Here is a 23,514-nt window from a genome sequence, read left to right on the forward strand (position 1 = left end):
TATTTATGAGAAGTAGAAGAGGATTGCTCATCGTTCTTTCAGGACCTTCTGGGGTTGGTAAAGGAACGGTTCGAAAAGAGCTGTTTAGTCATGAGGATACACGTTTTCAGTACTCCATTTCAGTAACGACACGTAAGCCACGTGAAGGTGAAGTAGATGGTGTGGATTATTTCTTTAAAGAGAGAGAAGAATTTGAGGAAATGATTCGTAATGAAAAATTACTTGAGTGGGCTGAGTTTGTAGGTAATTATTACGGAACACCGATTGACTATGTTGAAAAAACATTACAAGAAGGAAAAGATGTATTCTTAGAAATTGAAGTGCAAGGAGCAATTCAAGTTAAGAAAGCTTTCCCAGAAGGTGTATTTATTTTCTTAGCACCTCCAAGTTTATCTGAACTAAAGAACCGTATTGTCGGCCGTGGTACAGAAACTGAAGATGTTATTGAAAATCGTTTAACGGTAGCGAAAGAAGAAATCGAAATGATGGACGCTTACGACTATGTTGTAGAAAACGATCAAGTTGAATTAGCTTGTGAAAGAATTAAAGCAATTGTGGTTGGTGAACATTGCCGCCGCGAAAGAGTAGCAAAATATTATAAAGAAATGACGGAGGGTCTATAATTATGTTAAATCCATCAATTGATTCATTATTAACAAAAATCGATTCTAAATATACACTTGTAACAGTAGCTGCAAAACGTGCGCGTGAAATGCAACTTGCTGATAACTGTGTTATCGAGCAACCTGTTTCTCATAAATGTGTAGGTAAATCATTAGAAGAAATCGATGCAGAAGTATTAAAATATGTACCAAGCGAAGGCAAAATCATCGATTAAGACATTCTTTTCGACAAATTAAAACATAGACTTTATAATTTTCTATGTAACGGTAACAACCTATTTACAAGTAGGTTGTTATTTTTTTACGATAGGGAAGAAATATTGGTACTGATGAGCTGGGAATTCTGTTTCAGTATTATAAGTTTGAAAAAGAAAGAGGACGAGCCATATGCTAAAAGGGAAAAAGATACTTCTATGTGTAACAGGAGGCATTGCGGTCTTTAAAGCGGCTGCGTTAACTAGTAAATTGACACAAGCTGGTGCTATTGTAAAAGTAATGATGAGTGGGTCGGCAATGAAGTTTGTTACGCCTCTTACATTTCAAGCACTTTCTCGCCATGATGTATATACAGATACATTCGATGAGAAAGACTCGGCTGTTATTGCACATATCGATTTAGCAGATTGGGCAGATGTAGTACTTGTTGCACCTGCTACTGCCAATTGTATTGGGAAGTTAGCTAGTGGTATTGCAGACGATATGATTACAACTACTTTGTTAGCTACTACAGCCCCAGTGTGGATTGCACCTGCTATGAATGTGCATATGTATGAAAACAAAATTGTACAAAAAAATATGATGACGTTGAAAACGTTAGGATATACATTTATTGAGCCTGGAGAAGGTTTTTTAGCGTGTGGTTATGTTGCGAAGGGAAGACTAGAAGAACCGGAAGCAATTATTGCACGGTTAGAAGAGGCTTTTTCCGAACAAAAACCGTTGCAAGGAAAAAAAATATTAATAACTGCTGGCCCAACTCGTGAAAAGATTGATCCAGTGCGTTTTATGACCAATTTTTCTTCTGGGAAAATGGGATATGCAATTGCGGAAGTGGCAGCGAACTTAGGTGCTGATGTCATACTTGTTTCGGGACCGACAGCATTAAACCCACCATTACATGTAAATACGGTACAAGTGGAATCTGCACAAGATATGTTAGAAGTAGTTCTGCAACAGTATCAAAACGTAGATGTTGTCATTAAAACAGCAGCAGTTGCAGATTATCGCCCGAAATATGTTCATGATAATAAAATGAAAAAGAAAAATGGAGATGCTGTAATCGAACTCGAGAGAACAGTAGATATTTTAAAAACGTTAGGTGAGATGAAGGATCAACAGTTACTTATCGGTTTTGCGGCTGAAACGACAAAGGTAGAAGAATACGCAACAAAAAAATTACGTGAGAAAAATGCGAATATGATTGTTGCGAACGATGTAAAGGCACAAGGAGCTGGATTTGGTACAGATACAAACATTGTAACAATGTATAGAAAAGATGGAGAAGTCATCGAGTTACCACTTTTAACGAAGAAAGAGGTTGCTCGTGAAATATTAAAGCAAATTGAAATGATGTTAGAAGATGATCGTCTATGAAATTTGCAAGTGTAATTGTTGATGTACCTGCACGTCAGACAGATCGACCATTTGATTATATTATCCCTAAAAAGTGGGAAGATATTGTCCAGACAGGCATGCGTGTAGTAGTTCCATTTGGCCCAAGGAAATTGCAAGGCTTTATTATTGGGATCAAAGATTCGGCTGAAGTAGAAAGTAAGAAGCTAAAGACAATCCATGAAATATTAGATGTAACACCAGTTTTAAACGAGGAATTATTAAAGCTTGGATATTGGCTTACAAGCGAAACGTTATGTTATATGATTTCAGCCTTTCAAGTCATGCTTCCAACGGCGATAAAAGCTACGTATAAAAAGCGTCTACAACTTCGTAAACAAGAAGTAGTAGCACCTGAACTACTGTTTTTATTTCAGGACAAAGAAGCGATAGATTGGGAAGCTATTGAGACGCAGCCGCATCTATACCGCACGATTCAACAAGAAATTAAAAATGGCACGATTGAAGTTGTTTATCAGGTAAAAGATAAAGTGCAAAAGAAGAAACAAAGAGTCGTTCAACCGGAGTTGTCAGAAGATAAATTGGAATTAGCAGCATTTGAACTGAAAAGTAAAAAACAACAAGATGTACTCTATTATTTTGTGGAAAATTATAAAAGTGTGCCGTTGAAAGTGATAACAGAAGAGTTGCAAATAACAGACGCTCCGATTAAAGCACTTGTTAAAAAGGGGCTAATTTCAGAAAAGTATGTGGAAGTGTACCGAAATCCGTATGACGATGATGATTTTGAACAAACGAAACCATTCCCACTTACGGAGGAACAAAAGCAAGTTATTGCACCGATTTTATCATCAATTACAAATGAAACTTACAATCCATTTTTACTATATGGTGTTACAGGAAGCGGAAAAACAGAAGTATATTTACAATCTATAGCAGCAGTGCTCGCGAAAGGGAAAGAAGCTATTGTACTTGTTCCTGAAATTGCACTAACGCCTCAAATGGTAGATCGTTTTAAAGGCAGATTTGGCTCGCAAGTTGCGGTTCTTCATAGTGCGCTGTCTGTTGGAGAAAAATATGATGAATGGCGTAAGATTTTAAGAAAAGAAGTGAAAGTTGTAGTTGGTGCACGTTCAGCTGTATTTGCTCCTTTTGAAAATTTAGGGATTATTATTATTGATGAGGAGCATGAATCGAGCTATAAGCAAGAAGATAATCCGAGGTATCATGCAAGGGATGTAGCTGTCTGGAGGGGGCAATATCATAAATGTCCTATCGTTCTTGGTAGTGCAACACCGACACTTGAATCGTTTGCAAGAGCGAAAAAAGGTGTGTATGAATTACTAACGATGGAAAAACGTATGAATAAACAAGCGTTACCAACAGTAGAGATTGTTGATATGCGTGAGGAACTTCGTGACGGGAATCGTTCCATGTTTTCGAAGGCATTGCATGAAAAAATAGCAGATCGATTAGAAAAGAAAGAACAGATGGTGCTCTTTTTAAATAGAAGAGGTCATTCTACATTTGTTATGTGCCGTGATTGTGGGTATGTTGTACAATGTCCGCATTGTGATATCTCGCTGACATATCATAAAATGAACCATCGTTTAAAATGTCATTACTGCAGTCACGAAGAGAATATGCCGACTGCGTGTCCTGCTTGTCAAAGTACATATATTCGTTTCTTTGGTACAGGTACACAAAAGGTAGAAGAAGAAATTACAAAACTATTTCCAGAGGCACGAGTTATTCGAATGGATGTAGATACGACAAGTCGCAAAGGAATGCATGAAAAATTATTAAAGGCGTTCGGGGAAGAAAAAGCAGATATACTACTTGGAACACAAATGATTGCGAAAGGATTAGATTTTCCTAAAGTAACGCTTGTCGGGGTTTTAACTGCAGATACGATGCTTCACTTGCCTGATTTTCGAGCGAGTGAAAAGACGTATCAGTTATTGACGCAAGTAAGTGGAAGAGCAGGCAGACATGAATTGCCAGGGGAAGTTATAATTCAAACGTATACGCCAGAACATTATAGTATAGAGTTAGCAAAGAACCAACAATATGATGTGTTTTTTGATCAAGAAATGCAAATGAGACGAACAAGACAATATCCACCTTATTACTATGTTGTACTTGTAACAGTATCTCATCCAGAATTATTAAAGGCAGTGCAAGTGACGGAAAAAATTGTCGGTCATTTACGGGCGCACTGCACAGAGCAAACGATGGTGTTAGGACCGGTTGCTTCAGCAATTCCAAGGATAAAAGATAGATATCGTTATCAATGCATGATAAAATACAAACGGGAACCAAACTTAAAGAACGTGCTCAAAATGGTAAATGAACATTATCAGGCAGAAATGCAAAAAGAGCTACAAATCTCAATTGATTTTAATCCAACAATGTTAATGTAGCGGAGGGAAATATGGCAGTTTTAGAAATAGTAAAGCATCCAAATGAAGTGTTAGAAACACCATGCGAAAGAGTAATTAACTTTGATAAAAAGTTAGTGAAATTGTTGAAAGATATGCATGAAACAATGTTAATTGCGGACGGAGTCGGTTTAGCTGCGCCTCAAGTAGGTGTAAGCTTGCAAGTTGCGGTAGTTGATATCGGTGATGATACGGGGAAAATCGAGTTAATCAATCCATCGATACTAGAAAAACGTGGTGAACAAGTAGGTCCCGAAGGCTGTCTAAGCTTCCCGGGACTTTATGGTGAAGTGGAACGTGCGGATTATATTAAAGTACGTGCTCAAAATCGCCGAGGTAAAGTATTTTTACTAGAAGCAGAAGGATTTTTAGCACGTGCAATTCAACATGAAATCGATCATTTACACGGTGTGTTATTTACATCGAAAGTGACAAGATATTATGAGGAAAACGAATTAGAATAGGTATTAAAAGGAGCGGTTTTTGAATGATAAAAGTAGTATTTATGGGAACACCGGACTTTTCAGTGCCGGTGCTTCGTCGTCTTATCGAAGATGGCTATGATGTAATAGGTGTTGTGACGCAGCCTGATCGTCCGGTAGGTAGAAAAAAAGTATTAACACCTACGCCTGTTAAAGTTGAAGCAGAAAAACATGGTATTCCGGTGTTACAACCGTTAAGAATTCGTGAAAAAGACGAATATGAACAAGTCTTGGCATTAGAGCCTGATTTAATTGTAACAGCTGCTTTCGGTCAGATTGTACCAAATGAAATTTTAGAAGCACCGAAGTATGGATGTATTAACGTCCACGCGTCTTTACTACCTGAACTTCGTGGTGGTGCACCAATCCATTATGCAATTATGGAAGGTAAAGAAAAAACGGGTATTACAATTATGTATATGGTAGAGAAATTGGATGCTGGTGATATCTTAACACAAGTAGAAGTCGAGATTGAAGAGCGTGAAACGACAGGCTCTTTATTCGATAAGTTAAGTGAAGCAGGGGCACACCTTCTATCTAAAACAGTACCTTTATTAATTCAAGGTAAGTTAGAACCAATTAAACAAAACGAAGAAGAAGTAACGTTTGCATATAATATAAAACGTGAGCAAGAGAAAATTGATTGGACAAAAACAGGTGAAGAAGTATACAATCACATTCGCGGATTGAATCCATGGCCAGTCGCTTATACGACTTTGGCAGGACAAGTTATTAAAGTATGGTGGGGAGAGAAGGTCTCTATTACAGAGAAAGCTGAACCAGGTACAATAGTAGCTCTTGAAGAAGATGGATTTGTTGTTGCAACAGGGAATGAGACAGGTGTTAAAATCACTGAATTGCAACCTTCTGGTAAAAAACGTATGAGTTGTTCGCAATTTTTACGTGGCACAAAACCTGAAATTGGAACGAAGTTAGGAGAAAATGCATGAGACAAAATGTTCGTGAGTTAGCTCTTGATGGCTTAATTCAAGTAGAAAAAAGTGGTGCATACAGTAACTTACTTTTAAATAATCTAATTGAAAAAAATGCAATTGATAGAAAAGATATTGGTTTGTTAACTGAAATTGTATATGGAACGATTCAACGTCGTGACACATTAGATTATTATTTACAGCCTTTTTTAAAAAAGAAGGTTGAGGCGTGGGTAAGAGTATTACTTCGCTTATCTTTATATCAAATGATTTATTTAGACCGAGTGCCAGAAAGAGCGGCTATTCATGAAGCAGTTGAAATTGCAAAGCGTCGCGGGCATAAAGGGATTGCTGGTATGGTAAACGGGGTATTACGTTCGATTCAGAGAGAAGGGGTACCTTCTGTAGATGAAATCAAGGATCCAATAGAACGTTTGGCAATTGCAACAAGTCATCCAATGTGGCTTGTGCAAGACTGGGCTTCTGAATATGGTTTAGAGACAGCAGAGAAAATGTGTGAAGTGAACATGTTACCCCCGGTACCAACAGCGCGTGTAAATGTTGATAAAATAACAGTAGAAGAAGCAATAGAGTTGTTGGCTGGTGAAGGTATAGAAGCGAAGCGCGGCGATTTATCAGAGGATGCAATTCAAATTGAAAGAGGGAATGTAGCGCATACAGATGCGTTCAAAAAAGGTTTTCTTTCTATTCAAGATGAAAGTTCTATGCTTGTAGCACGCGCTTTAGAACCGAATGAGGGAGATGAAGTTCTTGATAGTTGTGCTGCTCCGGGCGGAAAGACAACGCACATTGCAGAGCGATTAAAAGGAACAGGTCAAGTTATGTCTCTTGATTTACATGCACACAAAGTACGTTTAATTAAACAACAAGCGGAGAGACTTGGTCTAGAAAATGTCGAAACAAAAGCACTAGATGCTAGAAAAGTGCAAGAACACTTTGCGAATGAAACATTTGATAAAATATTAGTAGATGCACCATGTTCTGGATTTGGTGTGATTAGACGTAAACCTGATATTAAGTTAGGTAAAAATAAAGGCGATAGTGAAAGATTATCGACGATTCAACTTGCAATACTAGAAAAAATAGCACCGTTATTAAAACAAGGTGGTCGCCTTGTTTATAGTACGTGCACAATAGAAAAAATAGAAAATGAACAAGTAATAAAGCAATTTTTACAAGAGCATCCTGAATTTGAATGGGATACTACGATAAAAGATCGCATGCCAGAAAAGTTAAATCCGTATATTGATGAAGGTCAAGTGCGAATTTTACCGCATTATTTTGCAACAGATGGCTTTTATATTGCTTGTTTAAGGAAGAAGGTGTAGCATCGTGGAAACGACTGTGAGAAAACAAAAGAAAAATCTAGAAACGAAGAAACCATCAATTTATTCTTTACAACTTCATGAAATGCAAGATTGGTTAAAGGAACAAGGAGAACCTAAATTCCGTGCAGGACAAATCTTTGATTGGCTATATAAAAAACGTGTAAAAAATTATGACGACATGTCGAATCTTTCTAAAGGATTACGCGATAAATTGTCGAATTCCTTTGATATTACTACTTTAAATACATTAGTAAAACAAACATCTTCTGATGGAACAATTAAATTTTTATTCCAATTATATGATGGTTATTCTATTGAAACAGTGTTAATGCGACACGAATATGGAAATTCTATTTGTGTAACAACACAGGTTGGATGCCGTATTGGTTGTACGTTCTGTGCATCTACACTTGGTGGGTTAAAACGAAACTTAGAGGCTGGAGAGATTGTAGCGCAAGTAGTAGAAGTGCAACGTGCACTTGATGAAACAGAAGAACGTGTAAGTTCGCTTGTTGTTATGGGAATTGGAGAGCCGTTTGATAATTACGACAACTTAATGTCATTCTTACGCATTGTAAACCATGAAAAAGGAATTCATATTGGTGCAAGACATATGACAGTTTCAACAAGTGGAATTGTTCCAAAAATTTATAAGTTCGCTGAAGAAGATATGCAAATTAATTTTGCGATTTCATTGCATTCTGCAAATACAGAGTTACGTTCAAAATTAATGCCGATTAACCGTGCTTATAAGCTACCAGACTTAATGGAAGCTGTTAAATACTATGTAAATAGAACAGGGCGTCGTATTACGTTTGAATATGGCTTATTTGGAGGAGAAAATGACCAAGTTGAGCAAGCTGAAGAACTTGCTGCGCTTTTAAAAGGTGTAAAATGTCATGTAAACTTAATTCCGGTAAACTACGTACCTGAACGTGATTATGTACGTACGCCACGTGAACAAATTTTCTTATTTGAAAAAACGTTAAAAGATCGTGGAGTGAATGTAACAATTCGCCGTGAACAAGGTCATGATATTGATGCAGCCTGCGGTCAGTTACGTGCGAAGGAGCGTAAAGAAGAGACGAGGTGACGAGATGAAAGCCGTGTTTCTATCAGATAAAGGAAAAGTTCGTCAACATAATGAAGATAGTGCGGGAGTTTTTCACAATTTAGATGGAAATATTTTAGCGGTAGTAGCAGATGGAATGGGAGGTCATCGAGCTGGTGATGTAGCTAGCTCGATGACCATTCAATTATTTCATGATTATTGGAAGCAAACGCATAATATGAATGAACCAAAAAAAGTAGAAGAGTGGTTACATACGAGTGTTGGGATTATTAATGAGCGTATATATGAGTACTCTAAGCAACATGTAGAATGTAATGGTATGGGAACAACACTTATAATAGCGATTTGTACGCCAAACTTTGTGACAATAGGTCATATAGGAGATAGTCGTTGTTATATGGTATCAGAGGGAGAAATCTCGCTTGTAACGGAAGATCACTCACTTGTAAATGAACTTGTAAGACATGGTGAAATTTCAAAAGAAGACGCAGAATATCACCCGAAAAAGAATGTTTTGTTAAGGGCATTAGGAACAGAAGAAAAAGTCGGATTAGATGTTAAAACATTGGTGCTTGAGGAAGATGATCAGTTACTTCTTTGCTCGGATGGGTTATCTAACAAAGTTTCTATTGCTGATATGCAACAAATTTTACAGTTAAATGAACAGCTTGAAACTAAGGGACAACGTCTCATTCAATTGGCGAATGATCGTGGCGGGGAAGATAATATCACCCTTGTTCTTATTGATTATGCGGGTTCGACAAACGAAAGTAGGTGAGTGCAACGTGCTGATTGGAAAACGCTTAAATGACCGTTATAAGCTGCTGAAAATGATTGGTGGTGGTGGAATGGCCAATGTGTATTTAGCTCATGATGATATACTTGGCCGAGATGTAGCGGTAAAAATATTAAGACTCGACTATTCAAATAATGAAGAGTTTATTAAACGTTTCCATCGAGAAGCGCAGTCTGTTACAACGTTGTCGCATCCAAATATTGTGAATATGTATGATGTCGGAGAAGAAGATGGTATATATTATCTTGTAATGGAGTATGTACCAGGACAAACATTGAAGCAATACATAATTGAGCGAGGGATGTTACCTATAGGAGAAGCTCTTGATATTATGGAGCAGTTAACATCCGCCATGGCACATGCCCATCATTTTGAAATTGTGCACCGTGATATTAAACCGCACAATATTTTAATTCGAGCTGATGGAGTAATAAAAGTAACAGATTTTGGAATTGCGACAGCTACAAGTGCAACAACAATTACACATACAAATTCGGTACTCGGTTCGGTACATTACTTATCACCAGAACAAGCACGCGGCGGGATAGCAAATAAACAATCAGATATTTATTCCCTAGGAATCGTTATGTTTGAGTTGTTAACAGGAAGACAACCGTTTTCAGGCGAATCTGCTGTTGCTATAGCTTTAAAACATTTACAAAGTGAAATTCCGTCTCCAAAGAGATGGAATGAAAATATTCCGCAAAGTGTTGAAAATATTATATTAAAGGCAACTGCGAAAGATCCGTTTCACCGATATCAATCTGCCAATGCGATGAAACGAGATATTGAAACTGCGCTATATCCAGAGAGGATAAATGAGCAGCCATTTTACATACCGGAAGATATGGAAGCGACAAAAGCGATTCCGATTATTCAACAAGAACAATTATTCGAAAATGTAACTGATGAAACAATTGTTTTAAAAGGAAGTAAAGTGGATGAACAGAAAAGAAAAGAAGAAACGGAATTATATAAGAAGAAAAAACGAAGTAATAAATGGATTAAAGTTTTAATTACTACATTTTTACTTTTAGCAATTGGAATAACGTTAGCGCTTACTGTTATTCCGGGATTCTTTATTCCAAAAGATGTAAAAGTCCCTGATGTGGCTGGTATGAAGTATACGACAGCAGTAAATACATTAGTTGAAAAGGGTTTTGAGGTTACGGAACCTAATATTGTATATACAGATGATGTTGAAACCGGTGATGTGATAAAAACAGACCCTGTGGCAGGTAGAGTCGTGAAAGAAAACTCTAAAATTACTATCTATCAATCAGGTGGAAAAAAGAAAAGTAAGATGAGTGATCTCACAGGAAAAGATTTTGAGAGTATAAGGAATGAATTAGAAGAAAAATATAAGCAAGTTACAATAAATTATATTGAAAATGATAGGCCAAAAGGTGAAATCGTAGAGCAAATTCCGACGCCTGATCAAATGGTAGTAGAGGCGGAACAAGAACTGAAAATTTGGGTAAGTAAAGGTCCTTATCAAATTAGACCAGGTGATTTTTCAGGATGGACTGAAAATAGCGTAAATGGTTATTTGAATGAGAGAAAACTAACTCCAGATATAAAACGAGAGTATTCCGATACTGTTGATAAAGGACTTGTAATTTCGCAATCTCCAAAACCAGGAACGCCGTTAAAAGAAGGAGATAAAGTGACGATTATCATCTCAGAGGGGCCTAAGCCGAAAGTAACGAAAACAGTGAAAGTGGATAATATTTCTATTCCGTATGAGTCTTCTATAATTGGTGAGAAAAAACCGCAAACAATAGAAATTTATAAAGAAGATATGCAACAAAAAATGGATAGACCAATTGAAACTAGAACAATTTCAGAGTCGGCAACTATTTCTTTAGAATTTGTAATTCAAGAAGGTACAAAAGGACACTATAAAATTGTACGAGATGGTGTAACAATTATCGACAAAGAAGTACCATACCCAACTCAATAATAATGACTTCCATTTTCTTTCTAGAGGGGATGGAATGTATTACTCTTGCCTGTTATGCTGTCTACATATAGTGGACTGTATAACAGGCAAAAATATATGATTCAAAAAGCTATAAAAGTGATACTGTTATAAATAATATTTTAAATTTGATGGTAGATTAAATATATTAACTTGTATATATGACGGGTTTTGAAATAAGTATTTAAAGAATTTTAAACCATTTAATATTAATGACAGCTTCACTTTATACAAAATAAAGGAGAATTATATGCCAGAAGGAAAAATTGTAAAAGCTCTAAGTGGATTTTATTATGTGCAGCATGAAGAAGGGATTACACAATGCCGTGGGCGTGGTGTGTTCAGAAAAAATAAAATTACGCCACTGGTAGGAGACCAAGTTGTCTTTCAAGCAGATAATCCAACTGAAGGATATGTGCTTGAAGTATTTGATCGGAAAAATGAACTTGTTAGGCCTCCTATTGCTAATGTTGATCAAGCGATTCTCGTTTTCTCTGCAGTAGAACCAGATTTTAATCCGGGACTATTAGATCGATTTTTAGTGCTGATTGAATATCATAACATTAAGCCGATTATTTGCATTAGTAAGATGGATTTAGTGGATGAAAAAATGAGAGAGACTGTTGAATCTTATGCAAATGACTATCGTGAGATGGGATATGATGTATTATTTACTTCTATAAATACATCGGAAAGTATTGATATTTTAAAACCATTCTTAGAAGGGTGTATTTCTGTCGTTGCAGGGCAATCTGGTGTTGGGAAATCTTCTATGCTTAACGTTTTACGTCCAGAGTTAGAACTGAAAACGAATGATATTTCCTCGCATTTAGGACGCGGGAAACATACGACAAGACACGTGGAATTAATTGCGGTTGGAAGCGGACTAGTTGCAGATACACCTGGTTTTAGTTCACTGGATTTCATAGATATAGAGGTAGAAGATCTTACATATTGTTTTCCAGAGTTGAAAGAAGCGAGCCAATACTGTAAATTTAGAGGGTGTACACATCTTTCTGAACCGAAATGTGCTGTGAAGACAGCAGTTGAAGAAGGGAAGATTACAGAATATCGTTATAAAAATTACAAACAATTCGTAGAAGAAATTAGAGAGAGAAAGCCGAGGTATTAGTTATGATTAAAATTGCACCATCGATCTTATCAGCAGATTTTTCAAAATTAGGGGAAGAGATTAAAGATGTAGAAAAAGGTGGAGCGGATTACATTCACGTCGATGTAATGGATGGACATTTCGTACCAAATATTACGATTGGACCATTAATTGTAGAAGCTATCCGTCCAATTACATCTTTACCATTAGATGTACATTTAATGATTGAAAATCCTGATAACTATATCCCGACTTTCGCAAAAGCGGGAGCAGATATTATTACTGTTCATGTAGAGGCGTGCCCTCATTTGCATCGTACAATTCAGCTAATTAAGTCTCATGGCATTAAAGCGGGAGTTGTATTAAATCCGCATACGCCAGTTTCGACGATTGAGCATGTATTAGAAGATATCGATATGGTATTGCTTATGACAGTAAACCCTGGATTTGGTGGACAGAAATTTATCCATTCTGTATTACCGAAAATTAAACAAGTGGCAGAAATGGTTAAAGAGCGCAATCTAGAAGTAGAAATTGAAGTTGATGGTGGTGTAAACACTGAAACAGCACGACTTTGTGCTGAAGCAGGAGCAAATGTACTTGTAGCTGGATCAGCAGTATACAATCAAAAAGACCGTGGTGAAGCAATTCGTGTCATTCGTGGATAATGAATGAACGAGTCTTTATCCTAGTGAAACTGCTAGTGTAGTAAGTTTTCACTATTTATAAAGGATAGAGAAAAAATATGTAAAAAGGCAATCTACCGAATGGCAGATTGCCTTTTTACAATAGAAGGGGAAGGAAACATGATTATTCATATTTTAGCGGGTGGACCTGCGGAATATTGTGCAGATTTTTCTCGATATGAAAATGAGAAAGTAGTGTGGGCGGCAGTTGATAGAGGAGTATATCGTCTATTAAAAGGAGGGATTACTCCAGCTGTTGCATTTGGAGATTACGATTCAGTTACTGAAGAGGAATTAGTATGGATGGGCCAGCAAACAAATGACTTACATATTGTTCCTCGTGAAAAAGATCAAACAGATTTAGAAATTGCGATTAACTGGGCGTTAGAACAAAATCCGACATTGATTCGTATTTTTGGTGCCACCGGTGGAAGGCTGGATCACGGTTTAGCAAATATACAGATGCTTTTAAGAGGGTTAGAAGTAGGGATAGAAATGTGTATTGTAGACAATAAAAATGAAATAAGCGTGAAAAAAGTGGGTACACATATAATTGAAGAAAATAAAAATTTCCCTTATGTATCTTTTGTGCCGGTTACTGAAATAGTAGAAGGGATTACATTACTTGGTTTTAAGTATCCTCTAACTAATAAAACAATAGAATGGGGATCAACACTTTGTATTAGTAATGAACTCGTTGAGGAAAAAGGTACTTTTTCATTTACTTCTGGCATATTAATGGTGATAAGAAGCACTGATTAAAGAAACAATTTTGCTCCTTACATCATATAGTGAACAAGTGGAGTAATGGGGATTAGGAGGGAAACCATGAGATTTTATACAATTAAGTTACCTAAATTTCTTGGTGGAATTGTTCGTGCCATGTTAAATACCTTCAAAAAAGATTAAAAAAAGCACCTATTACCGGTGCTTTTTCCAATGTCATAGTAAAAAAAGAGCCTAGCGGCTCTTTTTTTTATTATTAAACACGTTCGATTTTGCCAGATTTTAATGCTCTAGCAGAAACGTAAACACGTTGAACTTTTCCGTCGATGCGTACGCGAACTTTTTGAAGGTTAGCGCCCCATTTACGTTTTGTAGCGTTCATTGCGTGAGAACGAGAGTTACCAGAACGAGCTTTTCTTCCAGTGATAGCACAAACACGAGCCATTTATATTTCCCTCCCTTGATACCTTACCATACGTAATTTTTCAATGTTAGTCTTTTTTGCGATGCTAAAAACACTACTATAATTTAACACAACTAAAAAGAGAATGCAACACCGTAGAAAAAAGAAATCAAGAAAAATTACTTGACACCATATGTCGATGATGAAAAGTTGAAATCAAGAAAAATTGCTTGACATATTATAGTGGTACATGTTGTATAATAACAATGGACTATTTTGCTCATCATAAAAAATGTGATTTAAAACATAAAATATGAGAGTGAAAAGAAAGAACGATGGAATTTTCTTTAAAAAGATTATATGATAGTAACTAAAGTAGTCTAGCTCACTTTCACCATTTATGAAGGGGGAAACGAGATGTCAATTGAAATTAAAACGAAGTATGGTCAAATTGATATTAGTACAGATGTAATTGCAACAATTGCTGGAGGTGCCGCAGTAGATTGCTACGGTATCGTAGGTATGGCATCAAAAAATCAGTTAAAAGATGGTTTAACAGACATTTTACGAAAAGAAAACTTCACTAGAGGTGTTATTGTTCGTAAAGATGAAGATGAAGTACATATTGATATGTATATTATTGTGAGCTATGGTACGAAAATTTCAGAAGTAGCACATAACGTGCAGACGAAAGTGAAATATACATTAGATCAAACTGTAGGACTAGCAGTAGATTCTGTAAACATCTACGTACAAGGAGTTAAAGTAATAAACTTGTAATGTGCATTAAGGAGGAAAATCTGTGTCAATTCAAAAAATTGATGGGAAACGTTTATCACAAATGATCATGCAAGGAGCGAATAATTTAACAAATAATGTTCAGCTTGTTGATGCATTAAACGTATTTCCGGTTCCAGATGGCGATACCGGTACAAACATGAACTTATCAATGACTTCAGGCGCACGTGAAGTGAAAGCAAATCCTTCACAGCATGCTGGTAAAGTCGGCGTAAGTTTAGCCAAAGGATTATTAATGGGAGCACGTGGTAACTCTGGAGTTATTTTATCTCAGTTGTTCCGTGGTTTCTCTAAATCCATTGAACAAAAAGAAGAATTAACAACAGTTGATTTTGCTGCAGCTTTAGATGCTGGGGTAGAAGCGGCTTACAAAGCGGTTATGAAACCGATTGAAGGAACGATTTTAACGGTTGCAAGAGAAACGGGTAAATATGCAGTGACAGTTGCGAAAAAACAGCGCGACTTTGTTTTGTTTATGGAAGACGTTGTGAAAGAAGCGAATGCATCGTTAAATCGTACGCCGGATTTATTACCTGTATTAAAACAAGTTGGCGTTGTAGATAGCGGTGGTAAAGGTCTTGTTGTTGTATACGAAGGATTTTTAGCTGACTTAAAAGGAGAAACGATTTCTTCTAATGTGTCTGCCCAACCATCTATGAATGACATGGTACGCGCAGAACATCACCGTAGTGTACAAAGCCAATTGAGTACAGAAGATATTAAGTATGGATATTGTACGGAATTCATGGTGAAATTAGAGCCTGAAAAAATGAAAGAACATAATTTCTCTGAACAAAAATTCCGTGAAGATATTAGTGTGTACGGAGATTCACTACTTGTTGTATCAGATGATGAGGTTGTTAAGGTTCATATTCATGCGGAACATCCTGGAGATCCTATGAATTATGGACAACGCTATGGTAGTTTAATTAAGATTAAAGTAGAAAATATGCGTGAACAGCATACTGCTTTATTAGATGAGCCTACTATGATGCCTGAGCCAACTAGCCAGTCTAAAGAGAAACAACCGTACGGTATCGTAACTGTTGCTATGGGATCTGGTATCAAAACTTTATTTGAGAGCATTGGCGCGACGAAAGTTATCGAAGGTGGCCAAACGATGAATCCAAGTACGGAGGATATTGTGAAGGCGATTGAAGAAGCGAATGCTGAAAAAATCATTATTTTACCGAACAACGGAAATATCGTGATGGCAGCAGAACAAGCAGCGTCAGTTGTGGATCAAGAAGTGATTGTAATTCGTTCAAAAACAGTTCCTCAAGGTATGGCTGCAATGTTAGCATTTAATCCAGTTGGAACGTTAGAAGAGAACGAAGAAAACATGAAAGAAGCTTTATCTCATGTGAAAACCGGTCAAATTACGTATGCTGTACGTGATACGGAAATTGATGGTGTAGCGATTCAAAAAGATGATTTCATGTGTATTGCAGATGGAAAAATTGTATCAACAAATGCTGCAAAAGTAGGAGCTGCAAAGCAATTACTAGAAGCACTTATTGATGAAGATTCTGAAATTGTAACGATTCTACAAGGTGAAGATGCAACTGACGAAGAAGTAGCTGAGTTAGTTGCATTTGTAGAAGAGAATTTTGAAGATGCAGAAGTAGAAGTACATGCTGGAAACCAACCGGTGTATTCGTTCATCTTCTCTGTAGAATAAGAAGAAATTCGTTTTGAAAATAAATGGATTACTTACTTGCTAATGGGTAAGAAGTAGTAATATGAAGTTTATTACTAGTTTTTATTCAAAAGGCTAGCATATTGAAGATAAAAAAGAGCCTTGCTGCTAATAGTGAGGCTCTTTTCTTTCGTATTGTTTATGAGGGATTTGAGTAGTTTCTCTAAGAATGCCTATGATAGAATATATAGGGTGAAAGAGAGCGATTACAGATGTCAATAGTATGAATGAATCAAAGAAAATAATGTGACGGAGCGTGAGAATCTTGAATGAAGTTGTACAAGTTCCTGTTACGGATGTAAAGGGAATCGGAGGAGAAACATCTGAATTACTACACGAGATGGGGATTTATACAGTTTCTCATCTATTAGAACATTTTCCGTACCGTTATGAAGATTATGCGATGAAAGATCTTGCTGAAGTAAAGCACGATGAACGTGTAACAGTTGAGGGAAAGGTTCATAGTGCTCCTTTACTGCAATATTATGGGAAGAAGAAGTCGCGTCTTACGGTTCGTGTCCTCGTCGGTCGTTATTTAATTACAGCTGTATGCTTTAATAGGCCGTACTATAAGCAGAAGTTAAATTTAAATGAAACAGTAACGATTACTGGTAAATGGGATCAGCACCGTCAAACTATTGCGGTATCAGAGCTTCATTTTGGACCAGTTGTACGTCAACAAGAAGTAGAGCCTGTATACTCAGTGAAAGGGAAACTTACAGTAAAACAGATGCGCCGTTTTATTGCCCAAGCGTTCAAGGAGTATGGAGAATCTATAGTTGAAGTGTTACCTGATGGATTGCTAAGTCGATATAAATTATTGCCGCGTTATGAAGCGCTTCGGGCGTTGCATTTTCCAGCAGGACAGGAAGATTTAAAACAAGCACGTCGCCGTTTTGTATATGAGGAGTTTTTCTTATTTCAGCTAAAAATGCAAACATTACGGAAAATGGAGAGGGAAAATTCGAAAGGGACGAAAAAAGAAATTCCTTCAGCAGAATTGCAAGAGTTTATTGATGCACTTCCGTTTCCATTAACTGGTGCACAGCGTCGGGTAGTAGATGAAATTATGAAAGATATGACATCTCCTTATCGGATGAATCGTCTGTTGCAAGGTGATGTAGGTTCTGGGAAAACAGTCGTTGCAGCGATTGGCCTTTATGCAGCGAAGTTAGCACATTATCAAGGTGCTTTAATGGTTCCTACAGAAATTTTAGCAGAGCAACATTATCAATCGCTTGCAGAGACGTTCTCGCACTTTGGTATGAATGTTGAATTGTTAACCAGTTCTGTTAAAGGTGTAAGGCGTCGAGAGATTTTGGCAAAATTAGAACAAGGAGAAATAGATATCCTTGTTGGAACACATGCTTTAATTCAAGATGAAGTTATCTTTCATAGGTTAGGTCTCGTTATTACTGATGAACAACATCGATTTGGTGTAGCGCAGCGACGAGTTTTAAGGGAGAAAGGTGAAAGTCCGGATGTTTTATTTATGACGGCGACGCCAATTCCGCGTACGTTAGCAATTACTGCATTTGGAGAGATGGATGTTTCTATAATCGATGAGATGCCAGCTGGTAGAAAGGTAATTGAAACATACTGGGCAAAACATGATATGTTAGATCGAGTTCTCGGTTTTGTGGAGAAGGAGATAAAAAAAGGAAGACAAGCATATGTTATTTGTCCCCTTATTGAAGAATCTGAGAAACTTGATGTACAAAATGCGATTGACTTACATAGTATGCTGACTCATCATTATCAAGGGAAATGTCAAGTCGGATTAATGCATGGCAGACTCTCATCTCAAGAAAAAGAAGACATAATGGGACAATTTAGTGAAAATAAAGTGCAAATTCTTGTGTCGACAACAGTTGTTGAAGTAGGTGTGAACGTACCGAATGCGACTGTAATGGTTATTTATGATGCAGAGCGTTTCGGTTTATCGCAGCTCCATCAGCTCAGGGGACGTGTTGGGCGTGGTAGTGAACAATCATATTGTTTATTAATCGCGGATCCAAAATCGGAAACGGGAAAAGAGCGAATGCGTATTATGACCGAAACGAATGATGGATTTGTATTGTCAGAAAAAGATTTAGAGTTAAGAGGTCCTGGAGATTTCTTTGGAAGTAAGCAAAGTGGTTTACCAGAATTCAAGGTTGCTGATATGGTACATGATTATCGAGCGTTAGAAACAGCTAGACAAGATGCGGCGTTACTAGTAGAATCAGAAGCGTTTTGGCATAATGATCAGTATGCTTCGCTGCGTACTTATCTTGACGGGACAGGTGTGTTCCAAGGAGAGAAGCTCGATTAAAGGGAGGCAACGAAAGTTTTTGTTGCATTCTACTTTTAATGATTATATACTACTGTTAGTACCTAGTCATAAAAATGGATGGTGCGGTATGAAAAAAAGAAGAAGTAAAAAAGAAAGACAACAATTATTACAACAAACAATAGAAACGAATCCTTTTATTACGGATGAAGATTTAGCAGAAAAATTTCAAGTGAGTATACAAACCGTACGTCTTGACCGTATGGAATTATCTATTCCTGAATTAAGAGAAAGAATTAAACATGTAGCTACAAAGCAACATGAAGAAGATGTGAAATCTTTACCGTTAGAAGAGGTTGTCGGAGAAATTATCGATATAGAATTAGATAGACATGCGATTTCTATCTTTGAAGTGAAGGTAGAACACGTATTTAAAAGAAATCAGATTGCCCGTGGGCATCATTTGTTTGCACAAGCAAACTCACTAGCTGTTGCGGTTATTGATGAAGAATTAGCTTTAACTGCAAAGTCTACCATTCGATACATTCGTCCTGTAAAATTAGGAGAGCGTGTTGTTGCAAAAGCGCGCGTTGAAGATGTAGAGAATGATAAAGGACGGACCGTTGTCAAAGTGCGTAGCTTTGTTGGAGAAGAACTTGTTTTTACAGGCACTTTTGAAATGTATCGATCTAGTAATTATAGTGAGGAAGGTAACAACTTATGAAAATCGCAATAGATGCAATGGGCGGCGATCATGCTCCAAAGGCTGTCGTATTAGGAGCAATGAAAGCTATTAAGGAATATTCTGATTTACATATTACGTTAGTAGGGAAAGAAGAGGAAATTCGTCAATACTTAACGAGTGAAGAACGAATTACTATACTTCATACAGATGAAAAAATAGAATCGACAGATGAACCAGTAAGAGCCGTTCGTCGAAAAAAACAAGCCTCAATGGTACTAGCAGCGCAGCAAGTGAAAGACGGCGTAGCGGATGCTTGTATATCAGCTGGTAGTACAGGAGCTTTAATGGCGGCTGGATTGTTCGTTGTAGGTCGTATGGAAGGAATTGAGCGACCAGCTTTATCCCCTACAATGCCGACGGTTGATGGAGAAGGTTTTGTTATGTTAGATGTTGGAGCGAACGTTGATGCAAAACCAATTCATTTATATCAATATGCAGTAATGGGATCTGTATACGCTGAGAAAGTAAGAGGAATTAAAAATCCTCGCGTTGGACTTTTGAACGTTGGAACAGAGGATGGCAAAGGGAACGAGCTTTCAAAACAAGTCTTTGCAATGCTTAAGGATGCCCCAATTAATTTCGTTGGGAACGTTGAATCAAGAGATTTATTGCAAGGTGTAGCAGATGTTGTTGTATGTGATGGTTTTACAGGGAATGTAGCGCTAAAATCATTAGAAGGAACAGCACTTGCGTTATTTTCTATGTTAAAAGAGCAGTTAATGAGTTCGTTTACGAGCAAATTAGCAGCAGCGGTATTAAAGCCAAAACTTATGGTATTAAAAGATAAAATGGATTATTCGGAGTATGGAGGAGCGGCATTATTTGGATTGAAAGCTCCAGTCATTAAGGCTCACGGTTCTTCCAATGACCAATCAATATTTAGTGCGATTCGTCAAACGAGAGAAATGGTAGCGAAAGAAGTTATTCCTACTATTTCAAGCGTAATGGAGAAAGAGCCACTCCAATAAGAGGAGGATTTGAAATGGGAAAACTAGCATTTCTTTTTCCGGGCCAAGGTTCACAGGCAGTTGGAATGGGTAAACAGTTAGCGGAGAATAATAAAGAGGTTGCAAATGTGTTTGCGAAAGCAGATGAGGTGTTGCAAGATTCACTTTCAGAAGTGATTTTTGAAGGGCCGCAGGAAAAGCTTACGTTAACGACAAATGCGCAGCCGGCCTTATTAACAACGAGTTTTGCTATTTTGACAGCTTTGAAAGAGTATGATATTACACCAGACTTTGTTGCAGGGCATAGTTTAGGTGAATATAGCGCTCTTGTAGCAGCGGGTGCAATAACTTTTGAAGACGCTGTATATGCTGTAAGAAAACGTGGGGAATATATGGAAGAAGCTGTTCCTGGTGGAGAAGGTGCAATGGCGGCTATTTTAGGTGCTGATCCACATATGCTGAAACAAGTTACAGAAGAAGTAACAAGTGAAGGATATGCAGTGCAAATCGCTAATATGAATAGTACGAAGCAAATTGTGATTTCTGGAACAAAGCAAGGAGTTGAGATTGCTTCTCAAAGAGCGAAAGAAAATGGTGCAAAGAGAGCAATTCCGCTTAAGGTAAGTGGACCGTTCCACTCTTCGCTTATGAAGCCAGCAGCGGAGAAGTTCCAAAGTGTCTTAAAAGAAATTACAATTCAAGATACGAATATTCCTGTTATCGCAAATGTAACAGCAGACGTTATTACAAGTGGTGCACTTATTCAAGAAAAGCTAATTGAACAGCTCTATTCGCCTGTCTTATGGTACCCGTCCATTGAAAACATGGTGAATCAAGGGGTAGATACATTTATTGAGATTGGACCTGGGAAAGTACTTGCTGGGCTTATGAAGTCAATTGATTCATCAGTAAAAGCATATGCGATATACGATGAAGAGACATTAAAAGATACCATTTCAAATTTGAGAGGAGAAAACTGATGTTAAAAGGGAAAGTAGCATTAGTAACTGGCGCTTCACGTGGAATTGGTCGTGCGATTGCGATTGATTTAGCGAAACAAGGGGCAAATGTTGTAGTAAATTATGCTGGTAATGAGCAAAAGGCGAATGAAGTAGTTGATGAAATAAAGAAATTAGGTTCGGATGCAATTGCAGTAAGAGCAGATGTTGCAAATGCTGAAGACGTTACAAATATGGTGAAACAAACTGTAGATACATTTGGACAAGTTGATATTCTTGTAAATAATGCAGGTGTAACAAAAGATAATTTATTAATGCGTATGAAAGAAGAAGAATGGGATACAGTTATTAATACAAACCTAAAAGGTGTATTCTTATGTACGAAGGCAGTATCTCGATACATGATGCGCCAGCGTCATGGACGTATTATTAATATCGCTTCTGTTGTTGGAGTGACAGGTAATCCAGGACAAGCAAACTATGTTGCTGCTAAAGCGGGTGTAATTGGATTAACAAAAACATCAGCAAAAGAATTAGCGAGCCGTAATATTACTGTAAATGCAATTGCTCCAGGTTTTATTGCGACTGATATGACGGATATATTAAATGAAAATATAAAAGCCGAAATGTTAAAGTTAATTCCTGCAGCTCAGTTTGGTGAAGCGCAAGATATCGCAAATACTGTAACGTTTTTTGCTTCTGATCAAAGCAAATATATTACAGGGCAAACGTTAAATGTTGATGGCGGAATGGTAATGTAATAAAAGAATTGATTTCAACTAGTTTTTTTGGCCAATATTTAATATAATATTTGAGGGGAGGTGAATGGAATGGCAGATGTTTTAGAGCGTGTAACAAAAATCATCGTTGATCGTTTAGGTGTAGAAGAAACTGAAGTAGTACCAGCTGCGAGCTTTAAAGAAGATTTAGGCGCAGACTCCCTAGATGTAGTAGAACTTGTAATGCAATTGGAAGATGAATTCGAAATGGAAATTTCTGATGAAGATGCTGAAAAGATTGCTACTGTTGGCGATGCTGTGACTTACATAGAGAGTCATCTATAATGCTTAAGTGAAGTCCCGTTTTTTAGCGGGGCTTCTCGGCTTATATCTGGAGGGACTTATGCCGTACCGAAAACATAGAGAAAAAAAATACGAAACAAAATATCGTGAAGCGTTTAAAGTATTTCAAGAAGAGATAGGTATTACGTTTTCAGATGAAAAATTATTGATTCAAGCATTTACGCATTCATCGTATGTGAATGAGCATCGAAAAAAACCGCATGAAGACAATGAGCGTCTCGAATTCCTTGGAGATGCAGTATTGGAACTTACTGTGTCACAGTATCTGTTTCAAAAATATCCGACAATGAGCGAAGGAGAGTTAACGAAACTACGTGCAGCTATTGTATGTGAACCATCTCTTGTTCGTTTTGCAAACGAGTTGTCATTTGGTAGCCTTGTTTTATTAGGAAAAGGTGAGGAAATGACAGGTGGACGTGAACGACCAGCTTTATTAGCGGATGTCTTTGAAGCGTTTATTGGTGCCCTTTATCTTGATCAAGGGTTAGAAACAGTATGGGGCTTCTTAAAAGAAATTGTATACCCTAAAATTAATGAAGGTGCTTTTTCTCATGTGATGGATTATAAGAGTCAATTACAAGAGTTGATTCAGCGTGATGGTAGTGGCAATATTGAGTATCAAATTTTGCAGGAAAAAGGACCGGCCCACAATCGAGAATTTGTGTCACGTGTTACGTTAAATAACGTGGCTTTAGGTCTTGGTAGTGGCAAGTCGAAAAAAGAAGCAGAGCAACAAGCTGCTGCAGAAGCATTGAAAAAATTAAAAGAACAACTATAAGGAATCCCCCTTTGAATGAGGGGGATTCCTTATGCATAGAATGAAACTTTCTTTTTGTTT

Annotated in this window: 24 protein-coding genes; 23 read left to right on the top strand and 1 reads right to left on the bottom strand. The window is 37.2% G+C overall.

Annotated features, from left to right (window positions below):
- Positions 1 to 5 precede the first annotated feature (5 nt).
- From gmk to spoVM, 14 genes are all read left to right on the top strand, one after another.
- Entirely contained in the window at positions 6 to 623 is a 618-nt protein-coding gene (gene gmk, locus RBB48_RS04395; protein ID WP_001257740.1) for a guanylate kinase, read from the top strand.
- Between the two features lie 2 nt (positions 624 to 625).
- On the top strand, positions 626 to 838 hold the full coding sequence (gene rpoZ, locus RBB48_RS04400; protein ID WP_000933965.1) for a DNA-directed RNA polymerase subunit omega: 213 nt from the start codon (positions 626 to 628) through the stop codon (positions 836 to 838).
- Between the two features lie 172 nt (positions 839 to 1,010).
- A complete protein-coding gene (gene coaBC, locus RBB48_RS04405; RefSeq protein ID WP_097889667.1) occupies positions 1,011 to 2,216 on the top strand; it encodes a bifunctional phosphopantothenoylcysteine decarboxylase/phosphopantothenate--cysteine ligase CoaBC in 1,206 nt (401 codons plus the stop codon).
- Entirely contained in the window at positions 2,213 to 4,618 is a 2,406-nt protein-coding gene (gene priA, locus RBB48_RS04410) for a primosomal protein N' (protein WP_088064293.1), read from the top strand. The genes coaBC and priA overlap by 4 nt, the downstream gene beginning before the upstream one ends.
- Positions 4,619 to 4,629: 11 nt before the next feature.
- Positions 4,630 to 5,100: a peptide deformylase gene (gene def, locus RBB48_RS04415; protein ID WP_000279468.1), complete on the top strand. Its 471-nt coding sequence runs from the start codon at positions 4,630 to 4,632 to the stop codon at positions 5,098 to 5,100.
- 23 nt (positions 5,101 to 5,123) lie between these two features.
- Complete coding sequence (gene fmt, locus RBB48_RS04420; protein WP_000598793.1) at positions 5,124 to 6,068, top strand: methionyl-tRNA formyltransferase; 945 nt, start codon at positions 5,124 to 5,126, stop codon at positions 6,066 to 6,068.
- Positions 6,065 to 7,399, top strand: coding sequence for a 16S rRNA (cytosine(967)-C(5))-methyltransferase RsmB (gene rsmB, locus RBB48_RS04425; protein WP_001249653.1), 1,335 nt, complete (start codon positions 6,065 to 6,067; stop codon positions 7,397 to 7,399). The genes fmt and rsmB overlap by 4 nt, the downstream gene beginning before the upstream one ends.
- Before the next feature lie 4 nt (positions 7,400 to 7,403).
- Positions 7,404 to 8,492, top strand: coding sequence for a dual-specificity RNA methyltransferase RlmN (gene rlmN / locus RBB48_RS04430; protein WP_000450539.1), 1,089 nt, complete (start codon positions 7,404 to 7,406; stop codon positions 8,490 to 8,492).
- 4 nt (positions 8,493 to 8,496) lie between these two features.
- The gene (locus tag RBB48_RS04435; protein ID WP_000648694.1) at positions 8,497 to 9,249 is read left to right on the top strand and encodes a Stp1/IreP family PP2C-type Ser/Thr phosphatase; all 753 of its coding nucleotides are present in this window, start codon (positions 8,497 to 8,499) and stop codon (positions 9,247 to 9,249) included.
- 7 nt (positions 9,250 to 9,256) lie between these two features.
- Positions 9,257 to 11,230: a serine/threonine protein kinase PrkC gene (prkC, locus tag RBB48_RS04440; RefSeq protein ID WP_088064291.1), complete on the top strand. Its 1,974-nt coding sequence runs from the start codon at positions 9,257 to 9,259 to the stop codon at positions 11,228 to 11,230.
- A 268-nt stretch (positions 11,231 to 11,498) separates the two neighbouring features.
- Complete coding sequence (rsgA, locus tag RBB48_RS04445) at positions 11,499 to 12,380, top strand: ribosome small subunit-dependent GTPase A (RefSeq protein WP_001113945.1); 882 nt, start codon at positions 11,499 to 11,501, stop codon at positions 12,378 to 12,380.
- A 2-nt stretch (positions 12,381 to 12,382) separates the two neighbouring features.
- Positions 12,383 to 13,027 carry a ribulose-phosphate 3-epimerase gene (rpe, locus tag RBB48_RS04450; protein ID WP_097889669.1) on the top strand — a complete coding sequence of 215 codons (645 nt, stop codon included), beginning with the start codon at positions 12,383 to 12,385 and terminating at the stop codon, positions 13,025 to 13,027.
- Positions 13,028 to 13,126: 99 nt separating this feature from the next.
- Positions 13,127 to 13,807, top strand: coding sequence for a thiamine diphosphokinase (locus RBB48_RS04455; RefSeq protein WP_060488423.1), 681 nt, complete (start codon positions 13,127 to 13,129; stop codon positions 13,805 to 13,807).
- Between the two features lie 66 nt (positions 13,808 to 13,873).
- Positions 13,874 to 13,954, top strand: coding sequence for a stage V sporulation protein SpoVM (gene spoVM, locus RBB48_RS04460; protein WP_001213599.1), 81 nt, complete (start codon positions 13,874 to 13,876; stop codon positions 13,952 to 13,954).
- A 73-nt stretch (positions 13,955 to 14,027) separates the two neighbouring features.
- Here spoVM and rpmB read toward each other — a convergent pair whose 3' ends face one another.
- The gene (gene rpmB / locus RBB48_RS04465) at positions 14,028 to 14,216 is read right to left on the bottom strand and encodes a 50S ribosomal protein L28 (protein ID WP_000124776.1); all 189 of its coding nucleotides are present in this window, start codon (positions 14,214 to 14,216) and stop codon (positions 14,028 to 14,030) included.
- Positions 14,217 to 14,591: 375 nt separating this feature from the next.
- Here rpmB and RBB48_RS04470 point away from each other — a divergent pair, with 375 nt between their 5' ends.
- The 9 genes from RBB48_RS04470 (at position 14,592) to rncS (ending at position 23,454) form a co-directional block, all read left to right on the top strand.
- Entirely contained in the window at positions 14,592 to 14,954 is a 363-nt protein-coding gene (locus RBB48_RS04470; RefSeq protein ID WP_000021109.1) for an Asp23/Gls24 family envelope stress response protein, read from the top strand.
- Between the two features lie 22 nt (positions 14,955 to 14,976).
- Positions 14,977 to 16,653: a DAK2 domain-containing protein gene (locus RBB48_RS04475; RefSeq protein ID WP_000027123.1), complete on the top strand. Its 1,677-nt coding sequence runs from the start codon at positions 14,977 to 14,979 to the stop codon at positions 16,651 to 16,653.
- A 283-nt stretch (positions 16,654 to 16,936) separates the two neighbouring features.
- A complete protein-coding gene (gene recG, locus RBB48_RS04480) occupies positions 16,937 to 18,985 on the top strand; it encodes an ATP-dependent DNA helicase RecG (RefSeq protein ID WP_097889670.1) in 2,049 nt (682 codons plus the stop codon).
- A gap of 88 nt (positions 18,986 to 19,073) precedes the next feature.
- On the top strand, positions 19,074 to 19,667 hold the full coding sequence (fapR, locus tag RBB48_RS04485) for a transcription factor FapR (RefSeq protein WP_048546022.1): 594 nt from the start codon (positions 19,074 to 19,076) through the stop codon (positions 19,665 to 19,667).
- Positions 19,664 to 20,656 (top strand): phosphate acyltransferase PlsX, encoded by a 993-nt coding sequence (plsX, locus tag RBB48_RS04490; protein ID WP_000684108.1) that lies wholly within the window; start codon positions 19,664 to 19,666, stop codon positions 20,654 to 20,656. The genes fapR and plsX overlap by 4 nt, the downstream gene beginning before the upstream one ends.
- Positions 20,657 to 20,670: 14 nt before the next feature.
- A complete protein-coding gene (gene fabD, locus RBB48_RS04495) occupies positions 20,671 to 21,615 on the top strand; it encodes an ACP S-malonyltransferase (RefSeq protein WP_048546019.1) in 945 nt (314 codons plus the stop codon).
- Complete coding sequence (fabG, locus tag RBB48_RS04500; protein WP_097889671.1) at positions 21,615 to 22,355, top strand: 3-oxoacyl-[acyl-carrier-protein] reductase; 741 nt, start codon at positions 21,615 to 21,617, stop codon at positions 22,353 to 22,355. The genes fabD and fabG overlap by 1 nt, the downstream gene beginning before the upstream one ends.
- A gap of 69 nt (positions 22,356 to 22,424) precedes the next feature.
- The gene (gene acpP / locus RBB48_RS04505) at positions 22,425 to 22,658 is read left to right on the top strand and encodes an acyl carrier protein (protein WP_000786062.1); all 234 of its coding nucleotides are present in this window, start codon (positions 22,425 to 22,427) and stop codon (positions 22,656 to 22,658) included.
- A 58-nt stretch (positions 22,659 to 22,716) separates the two neighbouring features.
- Entirely contained in the window at positions 22,717 to 23,454 is a 738-nt protein-coding gene (rncS, locus tag RBB48_RS04510; protein ID WP_001146867.1) for a ribonuclease III, read from the top strand.
- Positions 23,455 to 23,514: the final 60 nt, after the last annotated feature.

It is taken from the genome of Bacillus sp. MMSF_3353 (genome assembly GCF_030733445.1).
GTDB lineage: Bacteria > Bacillota > Bacilli > Bacillales > Bacillaceae_G > Bacillus_A > Bacillus_A wiedmannii.